Raw genomic sequence first — 25,162 nt, 5'->3', positions numbered from 1 at the left:
GATCTCGCGTTGGCCTTGCGGGCACAACGGCTCACCTCGGCAAGGTGGCTGGATGCAGTCGCCATCGCGGTAGTGGGCTGGTGGCATACCGAATGCATCCAGGACGCTGCCAGTTGGCCGTCTACGGGGAGATGTGAAACGTTCTGATCCCTTCAAGAAGTGAATCAGAACCGTTGCTGGCGGCCAGCAACGCCCGCCGCCGTCGACACTGCCTTCCTGCTCTGGAGCACTAACGGCTCGGGCCCTCCGCGCTTCCGGGGATCCCCCTGCGGAGGGCCAGCCCGCCGTCCCATGTGGCATCGGCTTGGTGTCCTTACTCGGCCTTGGGAGGCTCCAGGAACTGGCTGGGCCGCCCCGACCAAGTGATCGACAGCTGCTCACGGGCGCGCGTTGCGGAGACAAAGAGCAGTGACTGCTCACGGCGCAGGTCGGCGGCGTACTGAAGTCGGTCTTCGTCCTCCGGCGTGAGAGCGGTGGGCAACGGCATGTGCTGGGCGCCGGCTCCAACGATGGCAACGGCGCGGTATTCGAGTCCCTTGATGCGGTGCATGGTCATGACCTGCACGCCTTCGTCGGGATCAGGGACACGGGAGTCCTCGACCTTCACGGCGTCGAGTTTGGCGTCACGCAGGCCCTCGACAGCCGCGTTGGCCAGCGCGTGGGTCCGGGCCACCACTGCAATCTCGTGTGGCTTGACGCCTTCCTGCTGCCACCCTTCGACGCGCTGCCCCAGCGCAGTCATCTCTTCAGCGGCCGTGCGGTAACCCTGTGTCTCGGGGCTGGCTCCGGAGAGGACGGAGCGGTATCCGTATCCGCGCAGTCGCTCCGGGTTCCCATCGAGGTCGTCGAACTCGACCTTCCCGAGCAGGTTCAGGGAGGCCACGAGGATTTGCCGGGTGGTCCGGTAGTTGAGGGTCAGTCGCTTGGAACGACCGCGGATGTTGATGCCGTGGGCGCTGAGGGATGTCCGGTTGTCGTAGATCCTCTGGTGCGCGTCACCGACGATGAACAGATCGTCGTCGTCTTCGGGGACGAGGGCGCGCAGCAGCTTCCAGTGAGCGGCATGCAGATCTTGTGCCTCGTCCACGACGATGTGCCGGTAAGGCCGCTCCTCATCGGACCAGCCGGAGGCGATCCGGGCTGCCTGGGCGGCGAGCTGGATGACGCCCGCAGCCTTCTCGCGGTCGAGACGGCGCTCAAACTCCTCGATGAGGGACCAGACTTGGGCGCGCTCAGGGCGGTTGAGTCGTCGGCCACGACCTGCGCGCTTGGCTACGAAGTACGCGTCGCGGCTGCGGATGTCCTGGGCGAGAACGACCTGCTTCCACTCGGTGTCGAGGAACCGGCCGTCGAAGTGGTGTCCGGGCTGTTCCTGAGCGAGTTCGATCCAGCGGTTGAGGATTTCGCTGTCCTTGAGCCTGCTCGGTGCCTCGGGCCCGAAGCTCTCCTTCACCGTGCCATAGGCGACCTTGTCGATGTTGCGGACGTCGACCTTGGCCAGTAGCTGAGCCCCGCCGAAGTCCTTGAGGTGGGACTTGAGCAGGTTGGCGAGGTTGGTGGTGAAGGTGGTCAGCAATATGGCCTGGCCAGGCGGCAGGCGATCGGCGAGGGCCTTGACGCGGTGGAGTGCCACCACGGTCTTGCCGGTGCCAGGGCCTCCGGTGACGCGTGCGGGGCCTCTGTACGGGATCTTCCGTTCGGCCAGAGCCCGCTGAGCGGGGTGGAGGAAGATCCGCCAGGCGGAGAGCGGTTCGGTCAGGATGCGTCCGAACTCGGCGATGTCGCCGGTGACCACGAAGGCTTCCTTGGTGGCTGGGCGCTCGATGGCAGCCTCGTAGTCCTCGGTGTCGATCTCGTCTTCGGTTGCCGCGACGGAGCTGACCTGCTCCCAGACCTGCTCGACGGACATACCGTCAGCGAGGCACAGGATGACGTCGCGGGCCAGTTTCGGAAGTGTCTCGACGATCCCCAGGACGGCGTCCTCACTGTGGATCTCGCGGAGCGCCGGGACGATGGAGGAGTGGACGCCAAGGCGTTCGAAGTCGGCGTCGGAGACGCCGGCGAATAGTGACGGCTTCTTCGTGTCCGCCGTGCCGTCCGCGCTCTTCGGCTGCCCGCTCAGGGTGCCGTACAGGCTGCCAAGGTTGATCAGCTCGATGCCGCCGGTGACCTTGTTGATGTCGAAGAGGATGTTGGCGGCGAAGTCGTACGCGTCGTCGTGCGGCAGGACGGCGACCAGGTAGTAGATGCGGTCGGCGTAGTGCATGAGCACGGCGCGGTAGTTGTCGGTAACGCGTGCGGTGCGGACTCTCTTGTCCTTGGCGCCCTTCGGGGGCTTGAGATTGAGGCCGTTGGAGTCCGGGTCGCGCTGCATCTTCATGATGAACTGCAGCACCAGCGGTTGGACGGAGCCGTCCAGCGCGTCATAAGACTTCCCGAAGACGTCCGCCATGATCACCTTGGCGCCGGACATCAGTTCCCCTCCAACTTCTTGATGAGTTCGGGCACGTTCACGGCATCGGCCTGTGCCACGTACCAGCCCTCACGCTCGAATGCGGTGTCTCGTTCCTCGTCCGCGCCGATGAAGATCGCGACCTTCTCGTCTTCCCAGGCCAGTTCGGCCAGCAGCGCCTGGTCTCCGTACTCGAAGCCGACCTCGGGCACGTCGATGCGGCCCCCGCGGGCTTCCTCGACGAGCGCGAGCAGGACGTCCTCGACCTTGCTCGAAGCCCATTCGAGAGCCTCGGCCCATCTGGGCGGTAGCGGCGGCGGGGCTCCTCCCTCCGTGGGTAGCGCGCTGGTCAGCAGGGCCACAGTGTGCGGGTCCACCTGATCGCTGGTGGAGACTGCGACCTGGTGGAAGGAGCAGGGCAGTTCGTCGCTGGCGGTGGACTGGAGGAACTGCAGGAGGTTGGACCAGCGCAGCCAGTCCGCCCAGCGGTTCCTGTGGTCCTCGTCTGCGACGGCGTCCGGCCGGTCGTCGAGTACGGCCAGAGCTGACCAGGCCCGCATGCCCGGCTGTCCGATTCGCGGTTCGGGTCGGCGGTCCAGGAGGCCGGTGATCCGCGTCTGCCCGGGGGTTCGGGCGTCGAAGGCGACCGCCTCGGTGGCCTGGGGCGCGGTGGGCAGGGCTGCGCCGCGCAGAATGTCAGGGAGGGCTCGTCCGATCTCCTCGCGATCCACCGGCTGCGGGCGTGCCACCGCTCCGAAGCCGCCCAGCAGGCCAGCTGCCCGCCGCGCCCATTTGGCCCGGTCGGGGTCGGCGAGGAACTCCAGCAGGGCCTCCACCGGATTACGCAGGGCCGGGTCGAGGGTGTCATCGGGCCGGGCCTCGCCGACCAGGCTCTGGTGTATCTGCCGGGCGAGCCCTAGTGCCCCCTCGGTGTGCAGGGGTGGCACGGACGTGCGAACCTTCTGCCCCTGAACCGCGCCGCTGACGGCCGCCGCCCATCTCGTGACGTCGTCCCAGGTCAGCTGCCAGACCAGGATGCCTTCGGCTCTCAGGGCCGCCCGCTTGGCCGCGTCGTCGGCGATGCGATTGACACGTTCGCTGGCATGGAAGGCGAAACCGTCGAGGAAGACGGCGACTCGCTCGGTAGGGCCGTCGGTGCGTTCCAGGAGGAAGTCGGGCTCAGAGGGCACGGCGGTGTTCACCCGCACGTGGTCCTGCATGCGCCAGCGTGTGGTGGTGTCACCGCAGGTGAAGCGCAGTTCATGCTCGATGCCGCGCTGGCCGGCCTTGGCGGTGACCGATCCGTCCTCCTCTTCGCGGCGGCCCCAGGTGACCAGCGTGCGGACGAACCGGTCCTCCAGCTCGCTCTCGACGAGTTGGTCAATGCGGACCCCGGAGAGCGTGTCGACCTTCTCGACGTCCCAGTCCTTGAGGATCTCGTCCAGGAGCTCCTTGGCGATGCGCAGCGAGACGTGCGGAAGCTCGCTGCTGGTGACGTGAGGCAACAGACAGCGGTGGCAGGGGGTGCGCTGGTCCTCCTTCTGGCAGGGACACTCCCGAAGCGCCGTCTGAGCGAGACTCAGGACGCGGTGCAGCACCTGGGCGTCCGCGAGGTGTTCCAGGTAGCCGGTGCCGCCGGGCATGGAGTCATGCAGGACGAGGAAGCGCCTACGTAGCTCCGGGCTGTCGCCGGGCATGCTGTCGGTGACCACGCGGATGTGGTCGGGGGCTCCGCCGAAGTGTTTGGTGATGCCCAGGAGCAGGGCCGCCTTGAAGGAGACGAGGCGCTCGGCGAGGTCCATCGTGGATACGGGCAGCAGGATGCGCAGGGCCTGCGTGGTCAGCTCATGAGCCAGGAGCAGCTTCTCCGTCGGCTCGTGGTTCACGCCGTCGTCGCGGTGCGTGCACCAGTACGCATGGCGGGTGCCGACACGCTGAGCCGAGGGGTCCCATGCCTGTGGGTGTACACCACGGACCGCGCCGCACTCCAGGCAGGTCTCGAAGCCAGGAACCTGTATCTCGTCGCCACGGATCACATGAGTCGAGCCCGGGGCGGCCGATGGCCCCAGGTTGATGGTGCGGATGGTGGCCACTCGGGCAAACTCGACCCCGAAAGGCGGAACCTTCTCCTCCTTCTTCTTGCTGATGCGGCGCCAGGCCCTCAGCCCCTGGGGCTGGTCCTTGTCGATGTCGACCAGAGCAATCGCATCGAACTGCCTGCGCTCCCGCTCATCCCTCTCGTCGGTAAGGCGTGCGTCCTCGCGCCGCTCACGTGCCACCACCCGCTCGGGCACCAGCACCTTGTGGACGGCTCCCGGGTCGGCGATCTGCGGGGCTTTGCAGCGTGGGCAGGCAGTGATGTCGAGGCCGGTCTCCTCCGTGGCTACGAATCCGCACTCGGGGCAGAACCTCCACAGGGCGTACGGGTCCTCGCCGCCGCCGACGCCGGTGCCAAGGTCCACGCCGTTGACGATGAACTTATAGCCGTCGGTGTGGAAGATGTTGCCGGGCGCCAGTTCGGTCAGCGCGAGGCGTGAGCCACGCCCGTAGTCGGTAGCGCTCTCGTCGAACTCGCCGTCGCTGTTCCGCCACCACAAGGTGGCATCCAGCAGGGTCGCGTCATCGTGGAGGGTGTAGTTGGGCAGAAGGCCCAACCGCACCAGGGCGTTGATCGAGTTCTCCGAGACGAGGTCGTCCCGGCGTTTGCGTACGGTGCGTTGTTCGGCGAAGAGCTGACGCCGCTCCTTGTCACGTTCTGGGTCTCCGGAGACGGACGCCAGGGCGTCGAAGGCTCGGCCGATCTGCCGCATCCTCGCGCGTAGCGCCGCCACTCGCTTGTTCCATGCGCTCGCGGCGGCCCCGACGGTCTCCTCCAGCTCCTGCTCCGCGAAAGCCTGCACGCCCTGGCGGGCCTCCTCGCTCATCGCGGGGAAGAGTTTGATGAACGCGGCGGACAGCTGGGCATGGCGGGCAGTCGCGACGTCGAGGAAACGGCGGAACCACCCGTCTTCGGCCAGCCCCGGCCCGAAGAGCTCCCCGATACGCGGTGGCATGGGGCGTTCGGGGATCGCCGTTCCTTCCCACAGGGTTCGGTCGGCGGCGCGGTCGAAGAGGAAGGCCAGGTACTGGCGGCGCAGGATCTCGGAGGCGTCGAGGTAGCAGTCCGGCGGGATGATCCGGCCGGCCAGCATGTGCTCGGGGGTGTGCAGGTAGTAGTGGTTGCGGTTGCCTCGCGGGACGAAGGTCACTGCCAGGGAGTTGCCGGTGCTGCGTCCCGCTCGGCCGATCCGCTGGGCGTAGTTGGCGGGTCCAGGCGGCATGGAGGCCAGCAACACGGCCGACAGGTCACCGATGTCGATGCCGAGTTCGAGAGTGGGCGTGCAGGTGAGTACGTTCGGGTCGAACGCCGAGGCACGGTTCTTGAACGCGGCCTCGACCTGCTCTCGCCGCTCCCGGTTCAGCGCACCGGTGTGTTCGGCGGTCAGCACATCGCCCGGCCGGTCGACGGTGTACAGACGCCGGTAGTAGTCGGCCGTGTAGTCGCGGTCGTCCTCGACGAAGTGACCCGAGCATCGGAACCGCAGGCATGCGGTGCCCAGCCACTGCTCACGCCGCCCCGGCGGCACGGTCTGCCGCCAAGTGCATGTGTTGCAGCGCACGCCACACCCATTGACACCGTTCTCGTCAGGTGAGGCAGCATCGTCGATGCGGTAGACGAGGACGTTGCGAGGCTTGAGGCCGTAAACAAGCGCCCCGCCCTCGGCGTGGTAGGTGGCCAATAGATCGTGCTGAGCAAGCAGCTTCATGGCCAGCTCGGTCACCGCGCGCGCCTCGCGCCGATCGCAGCCCAGTGTGCGGTGACCCCAGTCCGCGAACCAGGTGTTGTCCCGGGTGAGGGAGTCGAAGCCGGTTGTACGGATGCCACCGGACACCGGGAACGCGGGCGCGGCGAGGCCGCGCGGGAAGGCCGGCATGCCAGTGGGACGGCCACCCCAGATCGGCCAGCGCCGCGCGCCGGCCTGGCGGATGTACTCCAGCAGCCACGGGTGAAACAACGCTCCGCGCAACCGCAGCCGTTCGGCCAGGCCCCGTAGGAAGACTTCGTACGCCGTGTCATCGGTCGGCAAGGAAATCTGCCCAGGGAGACGCTGATGCCGATCTCTCAGCTCCGCACACAGCTGCGGCACTTCCTTGAGTTCGACCTCGACAGCCGCCGTACGGGTCAGCTCCAACGTGCGACCCAGGCGCGAGCGCAGGCCGAACTCCAGCAAAGTCTGGAACACCAGGCGGCTGTGGAGCATCTCCGCGCCTGCGTCGCTGAAGCCGTTCGACTCATCCAGCAAGGTCTGAATGTCGGGGTTCTCTCGCAGGTCTGGGGGAACGATCGAGGCGAGTTCCTCGCGCTTTCCGCCACCGGCGGCCATGACAACGGCCTCGGCGGCATCGGCCGCGAGATGGTGCACCGCGATCGGCTGTCCAGGAGTGAGGTGCTTGGCGAGGAGACCTCGAAGGGTGAAGCCGAAGCTGCGGTTGGCGATGAACGCAGCCCGGTGGGTCGCGTCCTGCACCGCGTCGGTGAACACCAACAGCTTCCGCTCGTTTTTCGCGAGTCCCCGCTCCGAGAACATCTGCGTGGTGGCCACCGACGCGAGGGTGGCCGTGCCGGCGCCAAGGAAGCGCATGCCATCGTCCAACCCGCATGAGGGGCACTCATCATCGTTGTCGGCGGGCAGCGGCCCTTGCGGGGTGACGACCGCGACGGTGTCCTGCGCCGGGTTGGTCGACAACCATTCGTTCTCCGCGTGCAGGTGCAGCACCGGGTACTCGTCTGGCCGGGCTCGCAGCATCCAGCGCACGGGCCGCCTCTTCTGCGCGGCAGCCTTGTAGATCTCCAGCGTGTTCGTCTTCAGCTGCTGCCACTCCAGTTCGGTGGACAGCGCGGCCCAGCCCGACCGCCCGCAGTGACGGCAGTAGACCGCCGGAAGGTGACGCCGGTACGGCGGCCCCACGGGGCGACGCGACGCGTCCTCCCGATCGCCGATCTCGCCAGCGCTGTCGATCTCCGTCGGCTGGTAGATGGCAAGGTTGGCCGGGTTCGGGCGTGAGTCACCCGTCGGGCCGTCGTCGTCGTACCAGCGGAAGTGCGGCTCGGCGGTCGCCGCCCGAATGACGCGCCGAACCTCGCGTACCCACAGCTGCGCCTCAACACGCAGGAACGGAACGGGCTTTCCCGTGACGGGATGCGGACTGCGAGCGTGCGAGATCAGCGCAAGGATCCGCGCAAAGGCGAGTTCCAGCACGCCCGGGTCGCTTCGGGCCGCTTCGTCCCACGCCGGACCGCCACCGCGCTGCGCGAACTCCCTAGCGATCTCCGGGACGGTCACCGGTGTACTGCCAGCGACGTCAAGGATCGCCTTGACCAGGATGTGCTGCTTCAGCTTGGCCCCGACCTGCAGCGGATCGGTGATCGGCTGGCCGAGCATGAGCCGCGCCAGCTCCACAAGGGCTGACTCGTCGTCCAGCGGATCAGGCAACGCGACCAAGGCAGCGGGAGCCGGGCTGGGAAGCAGGAAGTCCGGTTCATCCACCACTTCCTTGGGCAGCAGCCGATCCTCGCCGACGAGCGCGGCATCCGGGAACGGTGTGCCGAAGACCTTCTCCGCGAACTCCAGCAGCAGTTCACGGTCCGACCGCTCGGGCCCCTCCGCGACCGGCCCGTCGGGCACGCTCCCGCCCAGCGTCGCCGACGTCGCCACCGGCGTGATGCCACCGAGCGGACGCCCTTCACGTGCCGCCCCGGTCGCCGCCCCGAGGCGGCGCAGCAGCATGGCCACGTCGGTGCCCTGGGCGCCGTCATAGGTGTGGAACTCATCGAGGACGACGTACGCCAAGGAATCGGACTGCCACAGCGGAACATCCGGAATCCGCTGCAGCAGCAGATCGAGCATCTTGTAGTTCGTGAGCAGGATGTCCGGTGGGTCGGCCCGGATCGCCTCCCGATCAGTGATCAGCTTCTTGACCGTCGGGTCGCCGGCGAGGGACGTCGATCCGGTGTCACGACCGTACGAGCCGGGCTCGTTCTCGTCCTGGTCCGAGGCTGATCGGGGCCCGGAGGCACCGCCGATGTAGATGCCAGCCGTGACGTCCTTGAGCGCTTCCTCGGTGGCAAGGAAGTCATCGATACGACGCGCCTGGTCGTCGGCCAGGGCGTTCATTGGGTACAGCAACAGGGCCTTCACACCCCGCTGTCCTGCGGCCCGAGCCCGCGCGCAGTGATCCAGGATCGGCACCAGGAACGACTCCGTCTTACCCGACCCGGTACCCGTCGTGACGATGGTGGGCTCCGGCTGCCGCCCTCCCTTCGACGACAGCCGTTGCCAGGCTACGGCCTGGTGGGTGTACGGCGTGAGCTCGTCCGGGTGCCAGTCGAGTGCCGCCTCCCATCCCTTCTTGGCTTCGCGGAAGGGCGTCCGGACACGGAGATACGGCCCACGGAACAGTCGGCTCTCCGGGCGCTCCAGGAATGCGTCAAGTTCCTCGCGCACGTCATCGTCGGCAAGCGCGAAGCTCGTCGTCAGGTAGGTGGCCAGGGCTCGACGCAGATCCTCGGCAACCAGAGAGGGCAGCATGACGACGACTTACCTGCTTTCTACCAGGACATCGGACGCAGCCTGTTCGGCTTCGGCCCTGCCGAGGAGGTTTCCGTGATCCCCGTACTCGGCGGCGTACGCGGCGTAGTCGCCGTATTCACCTGCCAGCAGCCGGGCCGTGAAGTCCGCGTGGGCCCGGGTCATCTCAGCCTCACGGTTGGGCTTTACCCATCCCTCGGGCATCTCGGGTCTCGGGTCTCCGGCGCGGGCGGCTTTCACCCATGCCTTGACAAACGCGGTCTCCTCAGGAGTCTGCCGGATCCCGACGTTGTAGGTCGCTGCACCGATCTTGTGTCCGTCGGCAGCAAAGAACATCTCCCACTCGTACTTTCGCAGCACCGCGAACTGCGACCGGTACATAGCACAGAGCTGCTCGGCGGTCAGTCCGAGCATTACCGCGACGAGCGCGTCAATCTCAACGAGCGCCATCCGCCGGTCATACTCCGTACGCAGCGGCGTCGCCATGGACCACGTCGACTCAACGTCCTGGATATTCAGACGAGACGCCTCAGGGTCCGTCCAGCGATCGGCCAGCCAGGCAGGCTCAAAGAGTTCCTCCCAAAGTGGCACGTAGTCTCTGGTCAGGCAATTGAGGCGGAGGGCGCGAAGGAGTAGAGGGGTGATAAGAGGATGTTCCAAGGGCGCAGGAAACCTTCGCGCAAATTCAAAGTTGACCGCAGTGGCACCAGAGACTTTAACCAGGTAGTCGAGAACCACTGAGGCCCAGAGCCCAGCGATCGCAGCCGTGCCTCGATTATTTTCCAACGCCATGGTGTGAACTGCATGAACATGCGTTGGCCCGGGGGGCATGATTGCGGCGTTCAATGATCTCTCAGTATTCGAAGTGATCATACGCCGCCACGCTAGCCGGAAGTAATCTCGTGAAGGAGTTCCCTCCCATGAACGTTGCGCTGCAAGAAATTCCTCAGGCGTACACGACCTCGCATAGTTCACACGCGGAATAGCGATCTCCGGGAGAGATTGCAGATCCCAAGCCGAGTAGTCCTTATTGGACTTACACTCCCGATTGGGCTGCCTGGCAAACGGGGTAGCCACCGAGAAGTGAGGGCCCTGCAAGACCACCTCAGTCCATGAGGTCGGCCTGTGAGTCCTCCACTCGATCAACCGTTCCTTCTTTGCCTTCCCTTCATCTAGTTCCAGGGACCACCAGAACTTAGTCCCTTCGAGCCGCTCCGGGAAACGCGAGAGGATGCGAAGAACTTGATTCTCGGCAACCGTCACTGGCCGAAGTGTCCGCGCCTGCCCTGCTGGCGTTTCTGGAGGGTCCACGAGTGCCGCCCAGTCAGCAAGAGTCTCCCGCGTCACTAGAACGAGACGCCCGCTATGCGGCCTCACGTCCCATCCGCCTTCAGGGAACTGAATTCCCGGCAGCTCACCATGGCCGTCATGATCGAACGACTGGTCAACCATCGAAGGGTGAATCGCTCGTGCGATCTGCACAAACCTGATGTCTCTTTTTGCACCATAGACGCTGACACCAAAGTTCTTATTGTTATCCACATCTTCGAACAGGAGGATGTTATTACCGAACTGAAAGTGGCGCCGAAGTCTGGCATATGTAGCTTCGCGGAACATTCCTCCGCTCGGCACGGTGAAGTGATTCTCCTCGTGAATCAGTGCGACGGATCCCCGGCCATTCAGATTCCGCCACGCGCGTTCCATGAAGCTCATGTAGAGATTGACCTTCATTCCGGACAGTACTACATGGTCTACTGGCGAACCGAGGTGTTCACTAATTCCCGCCCAGGATGTGAGGTCTTGGAGGTAGGCCTCCATCGCCGACGGCGCACTCAGGGCCATTTCCTTGCGCTCAATTTTAGTTCGAATGGGCGCATTCTCTGCCAGCCCGAACCAAGCATCATGTTCAGCGACAGCAAGTTCATCGTCCCACTCGAACTTGACCCATGGCGGATTTCCCACCTGCAGATCGAATCCACCGCGCGTGAAGATATGAGCAAATTCAAGCTCCCAGTGGAAGAAGCCTTCCCGCCGAGCGATCGCGTCGACCTCGCTGAGCCAAGGGAAGCGAAGCGTCACCGTAAGCATGTCCGCACACTGGCTCATGACCCGGTCGAAGTCGTCATCCAGCGCAAGCTGGTCGAAGTCTCCGACGTCGGCGAACAGGCCGAGCTTGTCCTCCAGACCGGCAGCGACCCCACGCTTACGTGCGGCGCTCTTTGACACTGCTTTCGCCTTCGCCTTCGCCGGAGGCACCCCTAGAACGGCCTCACAGAACTCCAGCCACTCCTCGAAAGTGGGCGGCTCCGGGGTGTTCGGCTGCCCCACAGGCCAGAACCAAAAGGCGCACCAGGCGTCCATCACCAGCTTCAGGCGTCCACGCGGGGCACCCGGCTGCTGGAGTGCCTGTTCGACCTGTTCGCGTGAGACCGCACCCGAGGACCGCAGCAGGGGGTGCTTCTCGTCCACCTCCCAGACGTCGATGTCACGGCGGACCTCCGCCTCGGACACCACAAGTCGCCGCTTGGCCAGTTCCCAAAGTCTCTCGACACGCGTCGCAAGCGCCAGCAATCTCCTGGTATGCGGCGCAGAGGGGCTAGTTCCCATCACCTTCTTGCGCCACTCCGCAAGTCGGTCCCGCTCCTCCGGCACAAGTTCCCTGGCCTGCTTTGCATTCACTACCGCTCCCCAGCCTTTCGCAGGCAGTAGGAAGTGGTGGATCTCCTCGCCAGCGCGGAAGTCTCCGTCTTCCGCGTCTTCCCGCAGGGGGCGGTCGGTCGGCACTGTGGTGAGCCACGCCCTCCGCTTCAGCGTGGCCTTGTCGTACACCGCACGGCGGGCGCCAATGAGCGAGTTCCCTCGCCTCAGGTGCAGACCGAACCAGGGAGCCTTCAGCCCCTCGTGCATCGCGTTGAGCCAGAGCGACACCTCGGCCAGCTCGACGGCGGTCTGGTTGAGGTCCACGCCATAGGCGTTGTGGAGAGCCAGGTACGCCTTGACCCTCTGCAGCTCTGCCTCGTACTCGTCCGGCGGCAACTGCACGTCCTGGTCACGTTCGGCTGACAGCTCGGCCATGCGGCGCTTGAGGTACTCGGCCGCGAGCTGGTTGATAGCCTCGTTGAGGAAGGCCCCCGAGCCGAGGGCCGGTTCGCACACGGTCAGGTCGAGGACGTCCCTGGCGGCGGTGGTCTTGCCGTCTTGGTCGAGGAGTTCGGCCAGGGCGTGCTTGACCGTGCTGCGGGTGAGTACTTCGGGGGTGTAGTACGAGGCGGAGCGCTGGCGCTCGCGGCCCGAGAGGCGGTAGACGAACGAGCCCTTCTTGTGCTCGACACGCCTCCACGCGCCCGTGATGGGGTCGCGGCGTTTGACGAAGACCTCGTCGTCATAGTTGTCGGCTTCGCTCTGGGGGACGACCCAGGTGCCGGCCAGTGCGTCCGCGTCGGGCTTGGCGACCTCGTACAGGTCCTCGGCCGCGAAGAAGCCCGTGTACGACATGAGTCCCTCATACACCGCGCCGAGCTGGTTGATGCCGAGCTGAGCGTAGGAGATGAAACCCTTGCCGTTCTTACCGCGGCTCAGCATGAGCAGGTTCAGCACCTGCCAGAGCACCTTGTTTCGCAGCCGGGTGTCGACCTTTTCCCCGTCGATGCGCACCGTGCCGATCAGCGGGGTGGCGTCGGCCTTGAACAGGTCGCTGCGCAGCGACTCGAAGCGGATGCCGTCCGCGTCGAGCTTTTCGCGGTCGCCCTTCTCACGGTCCTCCAGAGTGCGGTGACCTTGGTCGACGAGGCGGAAGAGCAGATCCAGTGACTCGTAGAAGTGGAACCCTTCATGGGATTCCTCGGGGAGGTCGTAGGAGACCAGCTCACCGAGCCGGGCGAGGCCGTAGCCGTCCTGATAGGCCTCGTCCTTGGTGGGCAGGATGCCCAGTTCCGGACGGGCTTCGGCGTAGAGGAGGAACAGGATCCGGTAGAGGTAGCGCAGCGATTCGCGAGTGAGACGGGTGGCCAGTTCGCTGCTGTCGCCGAGTTCGGTGGGGTCAGCAGGGTGGGCGTGGATCCGGCTCAGGATTTCCTTGGCGATCAGTTCGACGGACTCACGCAAGCCCTCACGCAGTTGCTTGGACACGCCGACCGCGTGCTTGCGGCCCTTGTCGACCAGGTCGTCGAGGAACCCGGCAGCGCCGCCCTGTGTCAGTAGGGACTCGGCGCCGAACAGGGCGGACACGGCTTCGAGTTCGCCACCGTCGCCAGCCAGGTTACGGTCGAGGGCAGCGTCGATGCTGACGCCGAGGAACCGGCCCTCGTGCCATGCGGTGCGGTCGGCGAGTAGCACGGCACCGCCGGCGAGGAGCAGTACGAACCGCGGCGTGTAGGCGTCGTCACAGCCGAAGAGGAAGGTGACGGCGTCCGCCGCGCTGGTGATCCGGTGTTTGCCGTCCAGCGCGATAGGGGTGAGGAGTTCGGATCCGTCGTCCTCTACATCGGAGACGACAAGGTCGGCATTGGTGTTCCAGGTGACGTCCAGGGCAACGAGTTCAACGCCACCGGGCCCTTTCACTGCGAGGGAGACCGGCACTTCGCGGACCTTGTCGGCGTGCATGACCTCGAAGACGCCGCGCTGGATCCTGATATGGGTGTCGTCGTCGCGCTGGGGCTGCTCGCCGTCGGGGCGGGTGTAGGCGAGCGCGGCGAGCAGGGCATCGTTGAGCCTGCGCAGGTCGGAACCGTCGAAGTCGCCCTTCTCGGTGATGCGGACCTTGGCCTTGAAGTAGTCGCGGCCCAGGTTCCTCATGCCCGCGCGTGAGGTGGGTTGTCCTGCCCGGTCAGCCACCGTCCAGCGCTTGCGCAGGTCGACGAGGTCCTTGGAGAAGACCTCGGCAAGGTAGTGGGCGGAGATGTACTCATTGCGGTTGACGATCGCTTCGAACGCCACGGCAGTCACGCGCCCTTCTTCTCGCCGATGCCGGTGGACGGGACGAGGACCCCGATCACCCGGACCATGGCCTCGCCCTGCGTTGCCAGCTCCATGAGCAGTTGCTCCACCTCTATGGCGGTGTTCTCCACGCGCTGTTCTGCGTCCTCGCGCCGGACGCCCAGGGTGAGCTGTTCAAAGGCCGTTTCGCTCGCCTTGCGCCAGGCCTGCAGGCGCTTTTCGTACTCCACTAGCCTCTCGATGAGGGGTTCTTCCTGGATGGCGCGCAGCTTGTCCAGGTGCCGGCGGGTGGCTTCGACCGCGTCCGGCACCAGAGCACGCAGAGCATCGAGGTCCCCGGTGAAGGGGCGGTTGAGCATGCCCGGCTCCACTCCAGCTCGGTTCAGCACCTTGACCAGGTCGTCGTCGAATATGGGGGCTCCGTGCTCCAGCCCGCTCACGCACGACCAGGCAAGGACCGTCGGGTGGCCCTTGGCGTTGGAGTACATGCCCTGCATCAGGAACTTGGGTCCGTCGACATTGGCGGTGATGACCGGTGCGGTGTTCCGGGTGAGCCGGACCAGGACCTTGTCCGTGAGCCACTCCACCAGCGGATGCTGGTCGGTCACGTAGCTGACATCAGGCCACCCAGATGTCTCGCGCCGGGTCTGCTTGTTGATGGCGCCCTTGGGGCGTTCACCACTCCGTTCCCGGGCACGGTCCAGACGCTGCTGGGCGAACGCCGGGTCGAACGTGACCCGCAGCTCGTCGAGCACCCCGCGTTCGTCCAGGTAGGTCTGCGGGAGGACAAGGAGCCTCCGCTGCAGTTCACGATCGGGGGCGAACGAGAGCATCTCGGGATGGTCCTCGCCCCACTGCTTTCCGATCTTCGCCTGGGGATTGTTGTCGTATACCTCGTCCAGTGCCTCCTCCACGAAGGCACGGGTCGAGGCGAACAGTTGGGGGACGCGGTAGTGCTCTCCCGATCCGTCGACCGTGTGGTGGGCCATGAAGAGGTTGAAGGGGTCGACGGGCTGTGCTGGGACGATCCCGTCGAATGCCTTCCCGTCCGCGAGCCCGGTCTTGATCGCGGTCTCCTCCGCGTCCTCGTCACGCAGGCCGAGGATGGAGGCGGCCTCGCCCAGAGTGCGGTGGACCTCGTCCTCGCGCTCCAGCAGGCGGCGGGAGACCAGCCGGTCAGCAGAAGGGACATCCGGGTCTTCGTCCTGGCGGACCAGCAGCAGGGCGCGGATCTCCGGGGGCGTCTGCTGGCCGTAGCGGTCGATACGGCCGTTGCGCTGCTCGATCGTGATCAGCGACCAGGGCAGGTCGTAGTGGATCATGTGGTGGCACTGGCGGTGCAGGTTGACGCCCTCGGAGGCGATGTCACCCGTGAGCAGGACCCGCAGCTCGCTGTCGGCCAGGCTGAACTCCTTGACGGTGCGCTGCTGTTCGTCATCGGGCAGCCCGCCGTGAAGCTGCCGGATCGCGCCGTTCCGGTTGTCCGTGCTTGCCTCGAAGGCGAGCGCGCCGGGCAGGGCCTCGTGGAGCATCTTCAAGGTTTTCCGGCGCTCGGAGAAGATGACGACGCGTTTGTCGGCCCCCGGGCCGACCCCGATGGCCTTCAGCTCGTCGACCAGGCGGCGGAACTTGGCAGCCTCCTGCACGGTGGCCTCGGCAGCCAGTTCGCCGAGCCGTACGAGTGCCGCCCGCTCAGGGGCACGCCGTTCCTTGTTCTCCGGGTGTTCCTCGGCATCCTTGTCGATGGCCTTGATCCGGTTGGCCACTGTCTCGGCCAACGCCTCGTGCGAGGACAGGAACGCCTTCAGAAGCGTGTACGGGAACAGACGGGCGCCCTTGCCGCTCACCGGAGCCGACCGTCCCTCCCCAGGGCTGATCCAGACGTCGTACAGCTCCTCGAAGATCCTCTGCTCGGCATCGCTCGCCACGCAGTCGAAGGCCACGGGCTTCTTGCGGGTGGCCCATTTGTGGCCGATCTCCGCGGACACGTCCGGGGACATCTTGTGCCTACGGACGTACAGGTGGTCGAGCTGAGTCTCGTCGTAGTCGCTGGTGTCGGGGATGGCGGTCGGATCCAGCAGGCTCAGCAGCTCTCCGAACGACTCCCGTTCACCGTTGTGCGGCGTGGCGCTTGCCAGGATCAAAGCGTCGGTCCGCGGGGCGAGCAACCCCGCGAGCCGGTTGTTCTTCGTGCCCTTGTTGATCAGCTTGTGGGACTCGTCGATGACGACGGCATCCCAGTTGACCTGCATGAGGTGGCTGCGCCAGCGGTCGGAGCGCAGGGTGTCGATGGAGATGATCGCGCGCTTGTAGTACGAGAAGGGGTTCCGGCCGGCCGGGATGTTCCGTCGGATGCGTTCGATGCCGCTTGAGTCGAGACGTACGAGAGGGATGGCGAACCGTGTCCACAGCTCGTGCTGGAACTGCTCCAGGATGGCCTTGGGCGTCACCACGAGGATGCGCTCGCCCCGGCCGCGCCGGATGAGTTCCGAGAGCAACAGACCGACTTCCAGCGTCTTGCCCAGGCCGACCGCGTCGGCGATGAGCAGCCTCGGCTGCAGGCCGCGCAGTGCCGCCCGGGCCGGCTCCCGCTGATAGGCGAGGTCATCGACGAGATGAGTACCGACGGTAGCGAGCCTCTGTTCCGACAGCGGCAGAGGGGTTTTGCGGATCAGGGCATCGATGAACAGACGAGAGCGCCGGCACTCCGGAGAGGTGTCGACAACGAGATCGGTGTCCTCGGGGCGCAGAGGCGTGACCTTGTCCAGCGACGGGTGAGCGAAGAAGACGGCCCGCTGGTCGCGCACGAGCGGAGAGGTCCCGCGGACATCCAGTCGCGTACCGTCCTGCGCTGTGTCGGACGCCTCGACGACCAGCCAGTCCTCGTCCCGCGCGCGGACCTGCATGCCCGCGGCGAACTTGGCGGTGCCTGCGTCACTGGTCACCAGGCTCTCTCCTTCACTCACTACTGAACTGCCTCATCGTGCTCACGTGCGGGTCGACGGCGTCACCCACCGAAGTCGGACCGGCGGTCGCGGATCTTCCCGCGCCAGCGGTCAGCCCACGGCTCGCCCCCACCGCTGGACGCCCCTGCAACAGCCGGCTCTGGGGGCAGCACCGGAGCTTCCGGCTCCTCCACAACCGCCTCGGGAACCTGCTCCACCACCGGTGGCGGCGGCGCGGGAGGCGCCCCATTAGCCACCTGCAGCACATCCGTGAGGAACGCGTCGGGCAGCGGCGGATACATGCCCCCATTCACCGGTACTGCCTGCTCCAGGAGCCGGTCCATGGCCGCCTCCAGCACGGTGTGGGCCGTGGGCCGGTCTTCAGGAGAGTAGGCCAGGCCACTGACAACGAGATCCCGCAGACTCTCGGGTAAGCCCGAAAGGTCCGGTTGGACATTCTGCAGTGTCCGCTGAGCCGGCAGGTGAGCATAAAAGGGAGGGTGCCCCGTCGCCGCATGCACCAGAGTCGCGGCCAGGCTGAACACGTCCGCAGCCTCGCTCGCCTTCCGCGAGTCCATGGCCTGCTCCGGAGCCATGTACGCAAGCGTGCCGAGTGGCGAGTCGCCGGAAGTGAGGCCAGTCGCGCCGCCGACATGGCTGACCCCGAAATCGATCACACGCGTGCCCTGCGTGGTGACCAGCACATTGCTCGGTTTGAGATCACGGTGCAGCAGCCGGACAGAGTGAATGTGGATGAGGGCCTCGGACAGGCTCGCGGCCAGCCACCATGCGCCGAGCTCACTCACCGGCCCGTGCTGATTCAGCAGCGCATCGAGTGACGGCGCATGGATGTACTCGGTCGCGATCCACGGCCGCTCGGCACCCGGATCAGCAGCCACAAGCGCGGCGGTGTGAAATCCCCCTACACGCTGGATCGCTTCCAGCTCCTGAGCGAAGCGTTGGCGAAAGTATGGATCGTCGGCCAACGCCGGCTTCACGACCTTGATTGCCACCGGCCGGGGACTGCGGTAGCCGAGGTAGACGACGCCCATGGCCCCCTGACCGAGCCGCCCCGCCAAGCGGAAGCCAGCGATCTCATGGGGGTCACTGTCCTTCAGCGGCTCGAACACCCTCGCCCCCCGTTCCGCGTCCGAGCGTGCTGAGACGAGACGCACGGGACGCGAAGTACCCACGTCAACAAAGGTGAGGTTATCAGCGGGGCGGGCTGGTGTTCGTGCCCCGTCGGGAACTCTGCCGAGGGCCCCTCGGCAGAGATCACGCGCGGTATCGCGTCGAACCTCTGAGCGACGCAGTCAAGAAGATCCACATCGACCCGGCGGCCCCCCTCAGAGACCCCGCCACGCTACTGATCACCGGGCCTGCCCACTCAACCAGGGCGCCAGCGTCTAGACGAGTCATTCCGAATGCTGACGGTGTGTCCGGGAACGCAGACAGGGCGTCCAAGATCGTTGTGTGACGAACAACCTGGACGCCCTGCTGACCGCACTGTACGTGAAGATCGACGACGAGATCGGGGGCACCCGGTGGCTGGGCCGACCGCCGCAGCTGACGGATTCCGAGCTTGTCTGCCTCGCTGTCGCGCAGGCGCTGCTGGGCTTCACTTCAGAGTCGCGGTGGCTGCGGTTCGTGGACTCCCGCTTGGGCGGGATGTTCCCGTACGTGCCCAGGCAGCCGGGCTGGAACAAGCGGCTGAGGGCCGCGTTGCCACTGGTCAAGAAGGCAATACGGCTGCTCGCCGTCGACACGGACTTCTGGTTCGACAACCACTGGATCGTCGACTCCACGCCGGTGGAGTGCGGCCGCTCGCGGCCGACGGTGAAGCGGTCGGACATGGCCGGCTGGGCCGGATACGGGTACTGCGCCAGCCACAGCCGGTTCTTCTGGGGCCTGCGCCTGTTCCTGGTGTGCACCCCGACCGGGATGCCGATCCTGTGGGCTCTGGCGAACCCGAAGATGGACGAGCGCGAGGTACTGACCGCGATGCTCGACCGCGAACCCGAGACGGTCACGAACCGGCCGGGGCTGCTGGTGATCTCCGACAAGGGCTTCGCCTCCAAGGAGTTCGAGGCCGACCTGGCCTTGAGGGGCGCCGAGCTGCTGCGGCCGTCGTTCAAGCGCGAGAAGAAACGCAAGGGCGAGAGCCTTCTGAAGTCGGTGCGACAGCTGATCGAGTCGGTCAACGACACCCTCAAAGGCCAGCTCGACCTGGAACAGCACGGCGGCCGGAGCTTCGAAGGCGTCGCAGTCCGCGTCGCCCAGCGCGTCCTCGCGATGGCCGCCGCGATCTGGCACAACCACAAGACCGGCCAGCCGGTCACACGCTCCCTCATCGCCTATGACCACTGATCACATCGAAATGACTCGTCTAGGTCAGCAGGGCCGACTGATCATGGCCTCGACCGCCCTCACGGCTCGGCGACTATGCGTAGAGGTCACTGCGTTCGGTCACCTCAGCCGGGTCTACGCCGAGGAGTTGATGCAGTTCCGCGGTCACCACACGGTAGGTGTTGCCCAGACGGAGGACTCGGCACGGGTACTGACCACGTTTGGCCAGGGCATATCCGGTACTGCGCCCTATGGACAGGGCCCGGTTGGCAGTGTCGAGGTCGACCGCTACGGGCAGCGCCAGCAGCTCTGCTCGCGTCAAGCCCTGCACTCCACGGGCGCTCTCAGATGTCACCACGACGCACTCCGATCCTGCAGGGGTCCTCCGACAGCGGAATGTGTACCACGGATGTTGCAGCAGCATTTTTCTATGCTGTAAGTTGCAATCATGACAACATACGGCTGGGGTGCCCAGCTCACCACCCGCGTGGCGGAGCAGATCCGCCGCCACCGCAAGGCTGCCGGCCTCACCGTGGCGGAAACGGCAGACGCCTGCACGGCCCGCGGCCTCCCCGTACCAAAGACGACGATCACCAACCTGGAGACCGGACGCCGCAGCTCTGTCGACCTCGCCGAGTTCCTCGTCTTGGCCGACGTCCTTGGAGTGCCGCCGATCACCTTGCTCTTTCCCCTCGATACCGCGCCCACGGTGGATGTGCTCCCGGGTCAGCCGGTCTCGACCTGGAACGGCCTCGCATGGTTCACCGGCGAGACTGCCTCCACAGAGGCCGCTCCCAAAGGCAGTCCGCGCGAGCTGCTGGACCTCTTCCGCGCTCACGGCGACGCTGTGGCCGCCGCTCGGGCCTCAACGTCCCTGGCCAAAGAACGACGCCGGATGGCCAACACCACACTCGACCCTGCTCGCCGGACCGAGCTGCTGGACGCCGCCACCGGTTACGAGCAGTTCGCCTTCGACGACTGCAGAGCACTCGGAGCGTTCCGCGACTCGATGCGCGAGCGCGGGCTCGTTCCCCCCGAGCTGCCCGCCGATCTCGCCTTCGTGGACCAGTCCAAAGCCAGTTCCAAGGACACTGAGTGAACGGAACAATCACCCGGCGCTGCTCGTGCCGCGACCCGCAGACGGGCAAGAACTACGGGAAGTCATGCCCGAAATTCTCCAACAAACGCCACGGTACGTGGGTCGTTGTGCAGGAGCTGCTCCCCCGGCAGGACGGCACCCGCCGCCGGTTCCGTCGGTACGGGCTGGAGAGCGCCACCAAGGCCACGGAGGAGCTGAACAAAGCCCGCGCGCTGCTGGCGCTGCCCGATGAGGATGATCCGATCGGCCAGATGGCCATCAGTGACCTCCTGGAAGCCTGCGCGAGGAACAAGGAGCCACTTCCCGACTACGACGAGACTCGCCGCCGATTCGCGACCGGCCAGAGCCTCAACTCCAAGATGACCGTCGGTGAATGGCTCGACCTCTGGCTCTCCGGACGCAAGCGGCTGCGCGTCACCGGCCTCAAGCGCTACGAGTGCGACATCCGCGTTCATCTGAAGCCACACCTGGGCGACGTCCGTCTCGACAAGCTGCGTGTTCATCATCTGGACAAGATGTTCGACGCGATCAACGAGGCCAACATCGAGATCGTTGAGCAGAATGCCCAGCGGCGAGCCGCGCTCGATCTGCTCAAGACGATCCCGTGGAAGGGTGCGGAGAACCGAGCCCGCCGTAAGGCGGTGCAGGAGTCGATCGACGCCATGCCGCCGTTCCGACGCGTTACTGGCGCCAGCACTCAGCAGCACATCAAGGCCACCTTGCGCGCGGCGCTGAACGTCGCGATCGCTCAGCAGGTCATGTCCAACTTCAACCCGGCGGAGCATGTCGAGTTGGAGCCCGGGGCGAAACCCAAGGCTCTTGTGTGGACCGACGAGCGGGTGGCCCACTGGGAAGCCACCGGCGAGAAGCCGTCTCCTGTGATGGTCTGGACACCGGAGCAGACCGGGCGCTTCCTGGACTTCATCGCCGAGGACCGGCTGTACGGCCTGTGGCATCTGATCGCGTTCCGGGGACTGCGGCGCGGTGAAGCCTGCGGCCTGCGGTGGATGGACCTCGATTTCGCAGGCGAATCACTCGCCGTCGCCACCCAACTCGTCCAGGACGGCTGGGAGATCATCGAGGGCGCCCCGAAAACCGATAGCGGCATCCGGCTCATCGCGCTGGACGGCGAGTCTGTCGAGTATCTGCGCGACCACAAACGTCAGCAGGACAAGGAGCGGCGTGAGTGGGGAACCGCCTGGAAACTGACCGGGCGGATCTTCACTCAAGAAGACGGTTCCTGGCTCCACCCTGGCAAGGTGAGCGATCTCTTCGAGCGGCTGGTCACGGCCGCCGGCCTGCCACCCGTCCGACTGCACGATCTCCGTCACGGCGCAGCAACTCTCATGCTGGCGGCCGGGATCGACATCAAGGTCGTATCCGACACGCTCGGTCACAGCGATACACGGATAACGCGGGACATCTACCAGGCCGTCCTCGACGACCTCGCACGCGCCGCTGCAGAGGCGGTCGTCAAGTTGGTCCCCCGCGCACGACGCCGACGTAGCAAGGGCACCTCCGACGAGCGTACGGCCTAGCCTGCAACCTCTTTACGGGCCTCCGGTCAGCGGGTATCTGACCGGAGGCCCGCCTCGCTTGGTAGTCGTGGTTGATGTTTCACCAGCGTAAGGTCACGCCAGGATGCGTCCCGGAACGATGCCCGAGCCGACAGCTCCCTGACGACGGCCTTGAGCCGACGGGATGCCTCCCCAGCTGATAATGACAGGCACAGCACCTCAGGCGCGTCGTAGCCTCTCGGACTATGACGAGGTCTGAGAAGGGGGCAGAGGATATCTCCTACCTGGCCCCGCTCTTCAATGCGGCGGCAGCGTATCGGGCCGAGGTCCATTCCGTGCTGTTGCCCGAGCCCGCGGCTCGCAGCAGCCTGGCAGCGGACGACCGACCGTTGAGGCCGTGGGGCGCCGCCAAGTTCGTCCGTTCCTCCTTCGCGGCCGGTCTGATGCATGTCGAGGCCATGACCAAGCTGGTGGTCGTCGCGAAGCAGATCGATCCGTACAGCCCGTGGACCCTGCTGCGTGGTGCCCAGGAGAACTTCGCCACGGCTGTGTGGCTGCTGGACGGTAAGGACCGAGCCGAGCGCCAACACCGCGCGCTCACCTTGCGGGCCGAAGACTTTCGGAACCGCGCCCAGCATGAGGCTGACGTGAAGCACGTCGTCACGGGCCCCAAGGAGAAAACCGGCTGGCAGCGTCATGAGGAGATCAAGCAGCTCGCTGACAGCCTGGGTCTCCCCAAGCTGCCCAGGCCGAGCGCTGGAGACATCATCTTCGCTGCGGCCTCGACTGCCGGGCTCAATCCTGAGCGAACCCGGGCATCGTGGCGGGTAGCCTCCGGCTTCGCCCACGGCCGCATCTGGCCCAGCCTTCGCGCTTCCGAACCCCGCAGCGCCACCCGCACAGCCGACGGCTACCTGATCGGCTTCGTGGTCGACGACGCACAGCTTGAAACTCTGGCCAAGGCATGCCTGAAGTTCCTAGAACACGCCGCTCGGCGGTACGAAGCCCGCAGCACGCCGTAGGACGACACTGCCTCCTGTCTCGGGCGAAAGTCTCGCTTGACGCCTATCAGGAAGTCCCCTCGGTGCTGCCGGGGGATGCTTCGGGCGGCAGTGATCCTGGTGGGGGCTCGGGTGGTGGCGGGGGTAGCGATGCCGCCCCGGTGGCCTGCCGGTAATTGATGATTGCTTGGATTCTTCTTTCAGGATCGGTTATCTCTTCCAGAGTCGCCGTGAATTTCTCGTCGACCGCATCTCCTTTCCGCTGCCGTACGTGGTCCAAGACCATTGCGGTCATGGGAACAACCAGGTACGCCAAGAGGAGAATGACTCCGACGGCCCACCACGGGGCGCCACCCAGGCCCGCGAGAGCCGCAGGTACCCCCGCCAGGATGCTTGCCGAGGAGATGTGAGGGGGAGGGTTCACGAGGTGTGCCCTTCTGGCACACAGCGGCCCCGCCGCCTCGTGCCTGACAAGCCGGGCCTTGGCCGACGGCGAGCGGGTGGGAGGCGGCGCAGGAGCGCCGGGGCGTGCGGGCACGCCGAAAGCCGGTGCCGCCAAAGGGCGGCCCGGTGGCCTTTCAGAGAATCTTGATTAAGCGCCCAGGAAGTGAGGAAGTCCTCAGAGGACTTAGGCCGCTGACCTGGCGAGGGAGGTCTGGATCGACTTTTTGGGCAGGGGTCGGTATTACATTTCGTAAATAAAACGAATGCCTAGAAGACCCTTGAGTCGATTCATTTAGCCTCTACCTACACCGCTTTCCTTGTGCTGGATGCCGGCCCTGCTTGCCGTCTGGGCACGCCGGACGTGCCACCGAGTATGCCCTATCACAGCTTGTGATGCGCTGAGGACACGATGCTGAAGCTGGCGACTGGAGCCGGGTAGTAGCGGCAAGACCCACCCGCCATCCCGCGTGGTCCGCGCGGGTGTGGGGGGACGCGTCCACCACCGCCAGGACCTTCCCACTCGACTGCAGATAAGGCGACCCGCCGCTGACTGACAACGGCAGCGGCACGAGTCAGGAGTCCTTCTCAATCACTGGGCACCTGACATGGCGCCAACAGCAGTCCCCCGCGATGACTTTGAGAGTGCGCCGGTACGAGAGGCTGAACTCGACCCGATTCTGGACACACGTGTACTGCTGGCAGGACTGTAACGCTAACTTTTGCTAGCGCCAAGTCCCCAGGTCAGCGAGGTGACTGTTGTGACTGAGGACTCCAGCTGGCCACTCTGAGCGTCGCAGTTGGCCACTGGGGTCGAGTCGGCCCGGCGGAGTCAGTCGTGACGCGCGAGCTTGGCCGAGGAGACGAGCAGGATCACGGCCAGCACGGGGATGAGCACCAGGTCCGGGAACACACCGAGGAGCAGCCCGCCCAGCATCGCGCCAGCGATCGAACCTGCGGCCATCACCAGGGTGAAGCGGCGGTTGGCACGCAGCACCGCGAAGCTGCCGTCACGGCTGTAACGGGCGAAGGCCACCAGCATGGTCGGTAGTGACACCAGCAGCGACAGGCTTCCCGCCGTCTTGATGTCCACGCCGAACAGCAGCACGATCGTCGGGATCAACAGCTCGCCCCCCGCCACGCCCATGATCGCCGCGACCACCCCGATGCCGAACCCAGCCACGACCCCGCTGGGCACCTCCGCCCACAGTGGCAGCGTGAGTGTTCCCAGGGCGGTGGTGTGCGTGACCAGCAGGGCCACGGCCATGAGCACCATCAACCCTGCGAGCACCTTGTAGAGAGTGGAGCCGCGCATCCGCACCGCCCAGGATGCTCCGGCCCAGGCACCCGCCAGGCTCCCGGCTAGCAGGTTGACTGCAACAGGCCAGTGCGCGGCCACTTCGGAGACCGACACCGCTGCCAGGCGGGCGGGCAGCGCGACCAGGACCACCACCAGGCTCATCGCCTTGTTCAGGATGACCGCGGAGAGCGCGGCGAACCCGAACAGGCTGATCAGCAACGGCAGTCGGAACTCCGCGCCGCCCAGCCCGATCATCCCGCCCAGAACACCGATGGCCGCTCCCGCACCGAACACCACGGGTGCCGAGTGCGTCGACCGAAGCGGGGCGAGGTTCTGGTCGGTGGTCATGGCGGGCATCCTCGCCGGTCGCGGGTCCTGTCCGCTACGGCACGGGCCCGCCTTTAGGGAAAGGCACCGGGCGCTGCCCCAAGATTCGTCCGGTCCTCTGAAGCACCTGGTGAGCTACCTTGGCCAACTGCGACGCTCAGCGTGGCCAA

Annotated in this window: 11 protein-coding genes; 4 read left to right on the top strand and 7 right to left on the bottom strand. The window is 65.9% G+C overall.

The window, feature by feature from the left end:
- Positions 1-313: 313 nt before the first annotated feature.
- The 5 genes from F3T56_RS33190 to F3T56_RS33170 all read right to left on the bottom strand — a co-directional run bounded on the left by F3T56_RS33190 (position 314) and on the right by F3T56_RS33170 (position 18,091).
- A complete protein-coding gene (locus tag F3T56_RS33190; RefSeq protein WP_149829050.1) occupies positions 314-2,473 on the bottom strand; it encodes a UvrD-helicase domain-containing protein in 2,160 nt (719 codons plus the stop codon).
- On the bottom strand, positions 2,473-9,081 hold the full coding sequence (locus F3T56_RS33185; protein WP_149829049.1) for a DEAD/DEAH box helicase: 6,609 nt from the start codon (positions 9,079-9,081) through the stop codon (positions 2,473-2,475). Before F3T56_RS33185 ends, F3T56_RS33190 begins: the two co-directional genes overlap by 1 nt.
- A 9-nt stretch (positions 9,082-9,090) precedes the next feature.
- A complete protein-coding gene (locus F3T56_RS33180) occupies positions 9,091-14,025 on the bottom strand; it encodes an Eco57I restriction-modification methylase domain-containing protein (RefSeq protein WP_246204128.1) in 4,935 nt (1,644 codons plus the stop codon).
- Entirely contained in the window at positions 14,022-16,961 is a 2,940-nt protein-coding gene (locus tag F3T56_RS33175; protein WP_149829048.1) for a DEAD/DEAH box helicase, read from the bottom strand. The genes F3T56_RS33180 and F3T56_RS33175 overlap by 4 nt, the downstream gene beginning before the upstream one ends.
- Positions 16,962-17,023: 62 nt before the next feature.
- On the bottom strand, positions 17,024-18,091 hold the full coding sequence (locus F3T56_RS33170) for a serine/threonine-protein kinase (protein ID WP_149829047.1): 1,068 nt from the start codon (positions 18,089-18,091) through the stop codon (positions 17,024-17,026).
- Positions 18,092-18,434: 343 nt separating this feature from the next.
- Between F3T56_RS33170 and F3T56_RS33165 the strand changes: the two genes are divergently transcribed.
- Complete coding sequence (locus F3T56_RS33165) at positions 18,435-19,328, top strand: IS982 family transposase (RefSeq protein ID WP_149829046.1); 894 nt, start codon at positions 18,435-18,437, stop codon at positions 19,326-19,328.
- 73 nt (positions 19,329-19,401) lie between these two features.
- Here the strand turns inward: F3T56_RS33165 and F3T56_RS33160 are convergent, their stop codons facing one another.
- The gene (locus tag F3T56_RS33160; protein ID WP_425473681.1) at positions 19,402-19,665 is read right to left on the bottom strand and encodes an integrase; all 264 of its coding nucleotides are present in this window, start codon (positions 19,663-19,665) and stop codon (positions 19,402-19,404) included.
- Positions 19,666-19,755: 90 nt separating this feature from the next.
- Here F3T56_RS33160 and F3T56_RS33155 point away from each other — a divergent pair, with 90 nt between their 5' ends.
- From F3T56_RS33155 to F3T56_RS33145, 3 genes are all read left to right on the top strand, one after another.
- A complete protein-coding gene (locus tag F3T56_RS33155) occupies positions 19,756-20,406 on the top strand; it encodes a helix-turn-helix domain-containing protein (RefSeq protein ID WP_149829045.1) in 651 nt (216 codons plus the stop codon).
- Complete coding sequence (locus tag F3T56_RS33150) at positions 20,403-21,944, top strand: tyrosine-type recombinase/integrase (RefSeq protein WP_149829044.1); 1,542 nt, start codon at positions 20,403-20,405, stop codon at positions 21,942-21,944. The genes F3T56_RS33155 and F3T56_RS33150 overlap by 4 nt, the downstream gene beginning before the upstream one ends.
- 224 nt (positions 21,945-22,168) lie before the next feature.
- A complete protein-coding gene (locus F3T56_RS33145; RefSeq protein WP_149829043.1) occupies positions 22,169-22,945 on the top strand; it encodes a hypothetical protein in 777 nt (258 codons plus the stop codon).
- Positions 22,946-24,197: 1,252 nt separating this feature from the next.
- On the opposite strand, the gene F3T56_RS33135 is transcribed toward F3T56_RS33145, so the two are convergent.
- A complete protein-coding gene (locus F3T56_RS33135; protein ID WP_149829041.1) occupies positions 24,198-25,013 on the bottom strand; it encodes a sulfite exporter TauE/SafE family protein in 816 nt (271 codons plus the stop codon).
- Positions 25,014-25,162: the final 149 nt, after the last annotated feature.

This window comes from Streptomyces tailanensis, from assembly GCF_008386495.1.
GTDB lineage: Bacteria > Actinomycetota > Actinomycetes > Streptomycetales > Streptomycetaceae > Streptomyces > Streptomyces tailanensis.
This window is presented reverse-complemented; position numbering and strand designations above follow the sequence as displayed.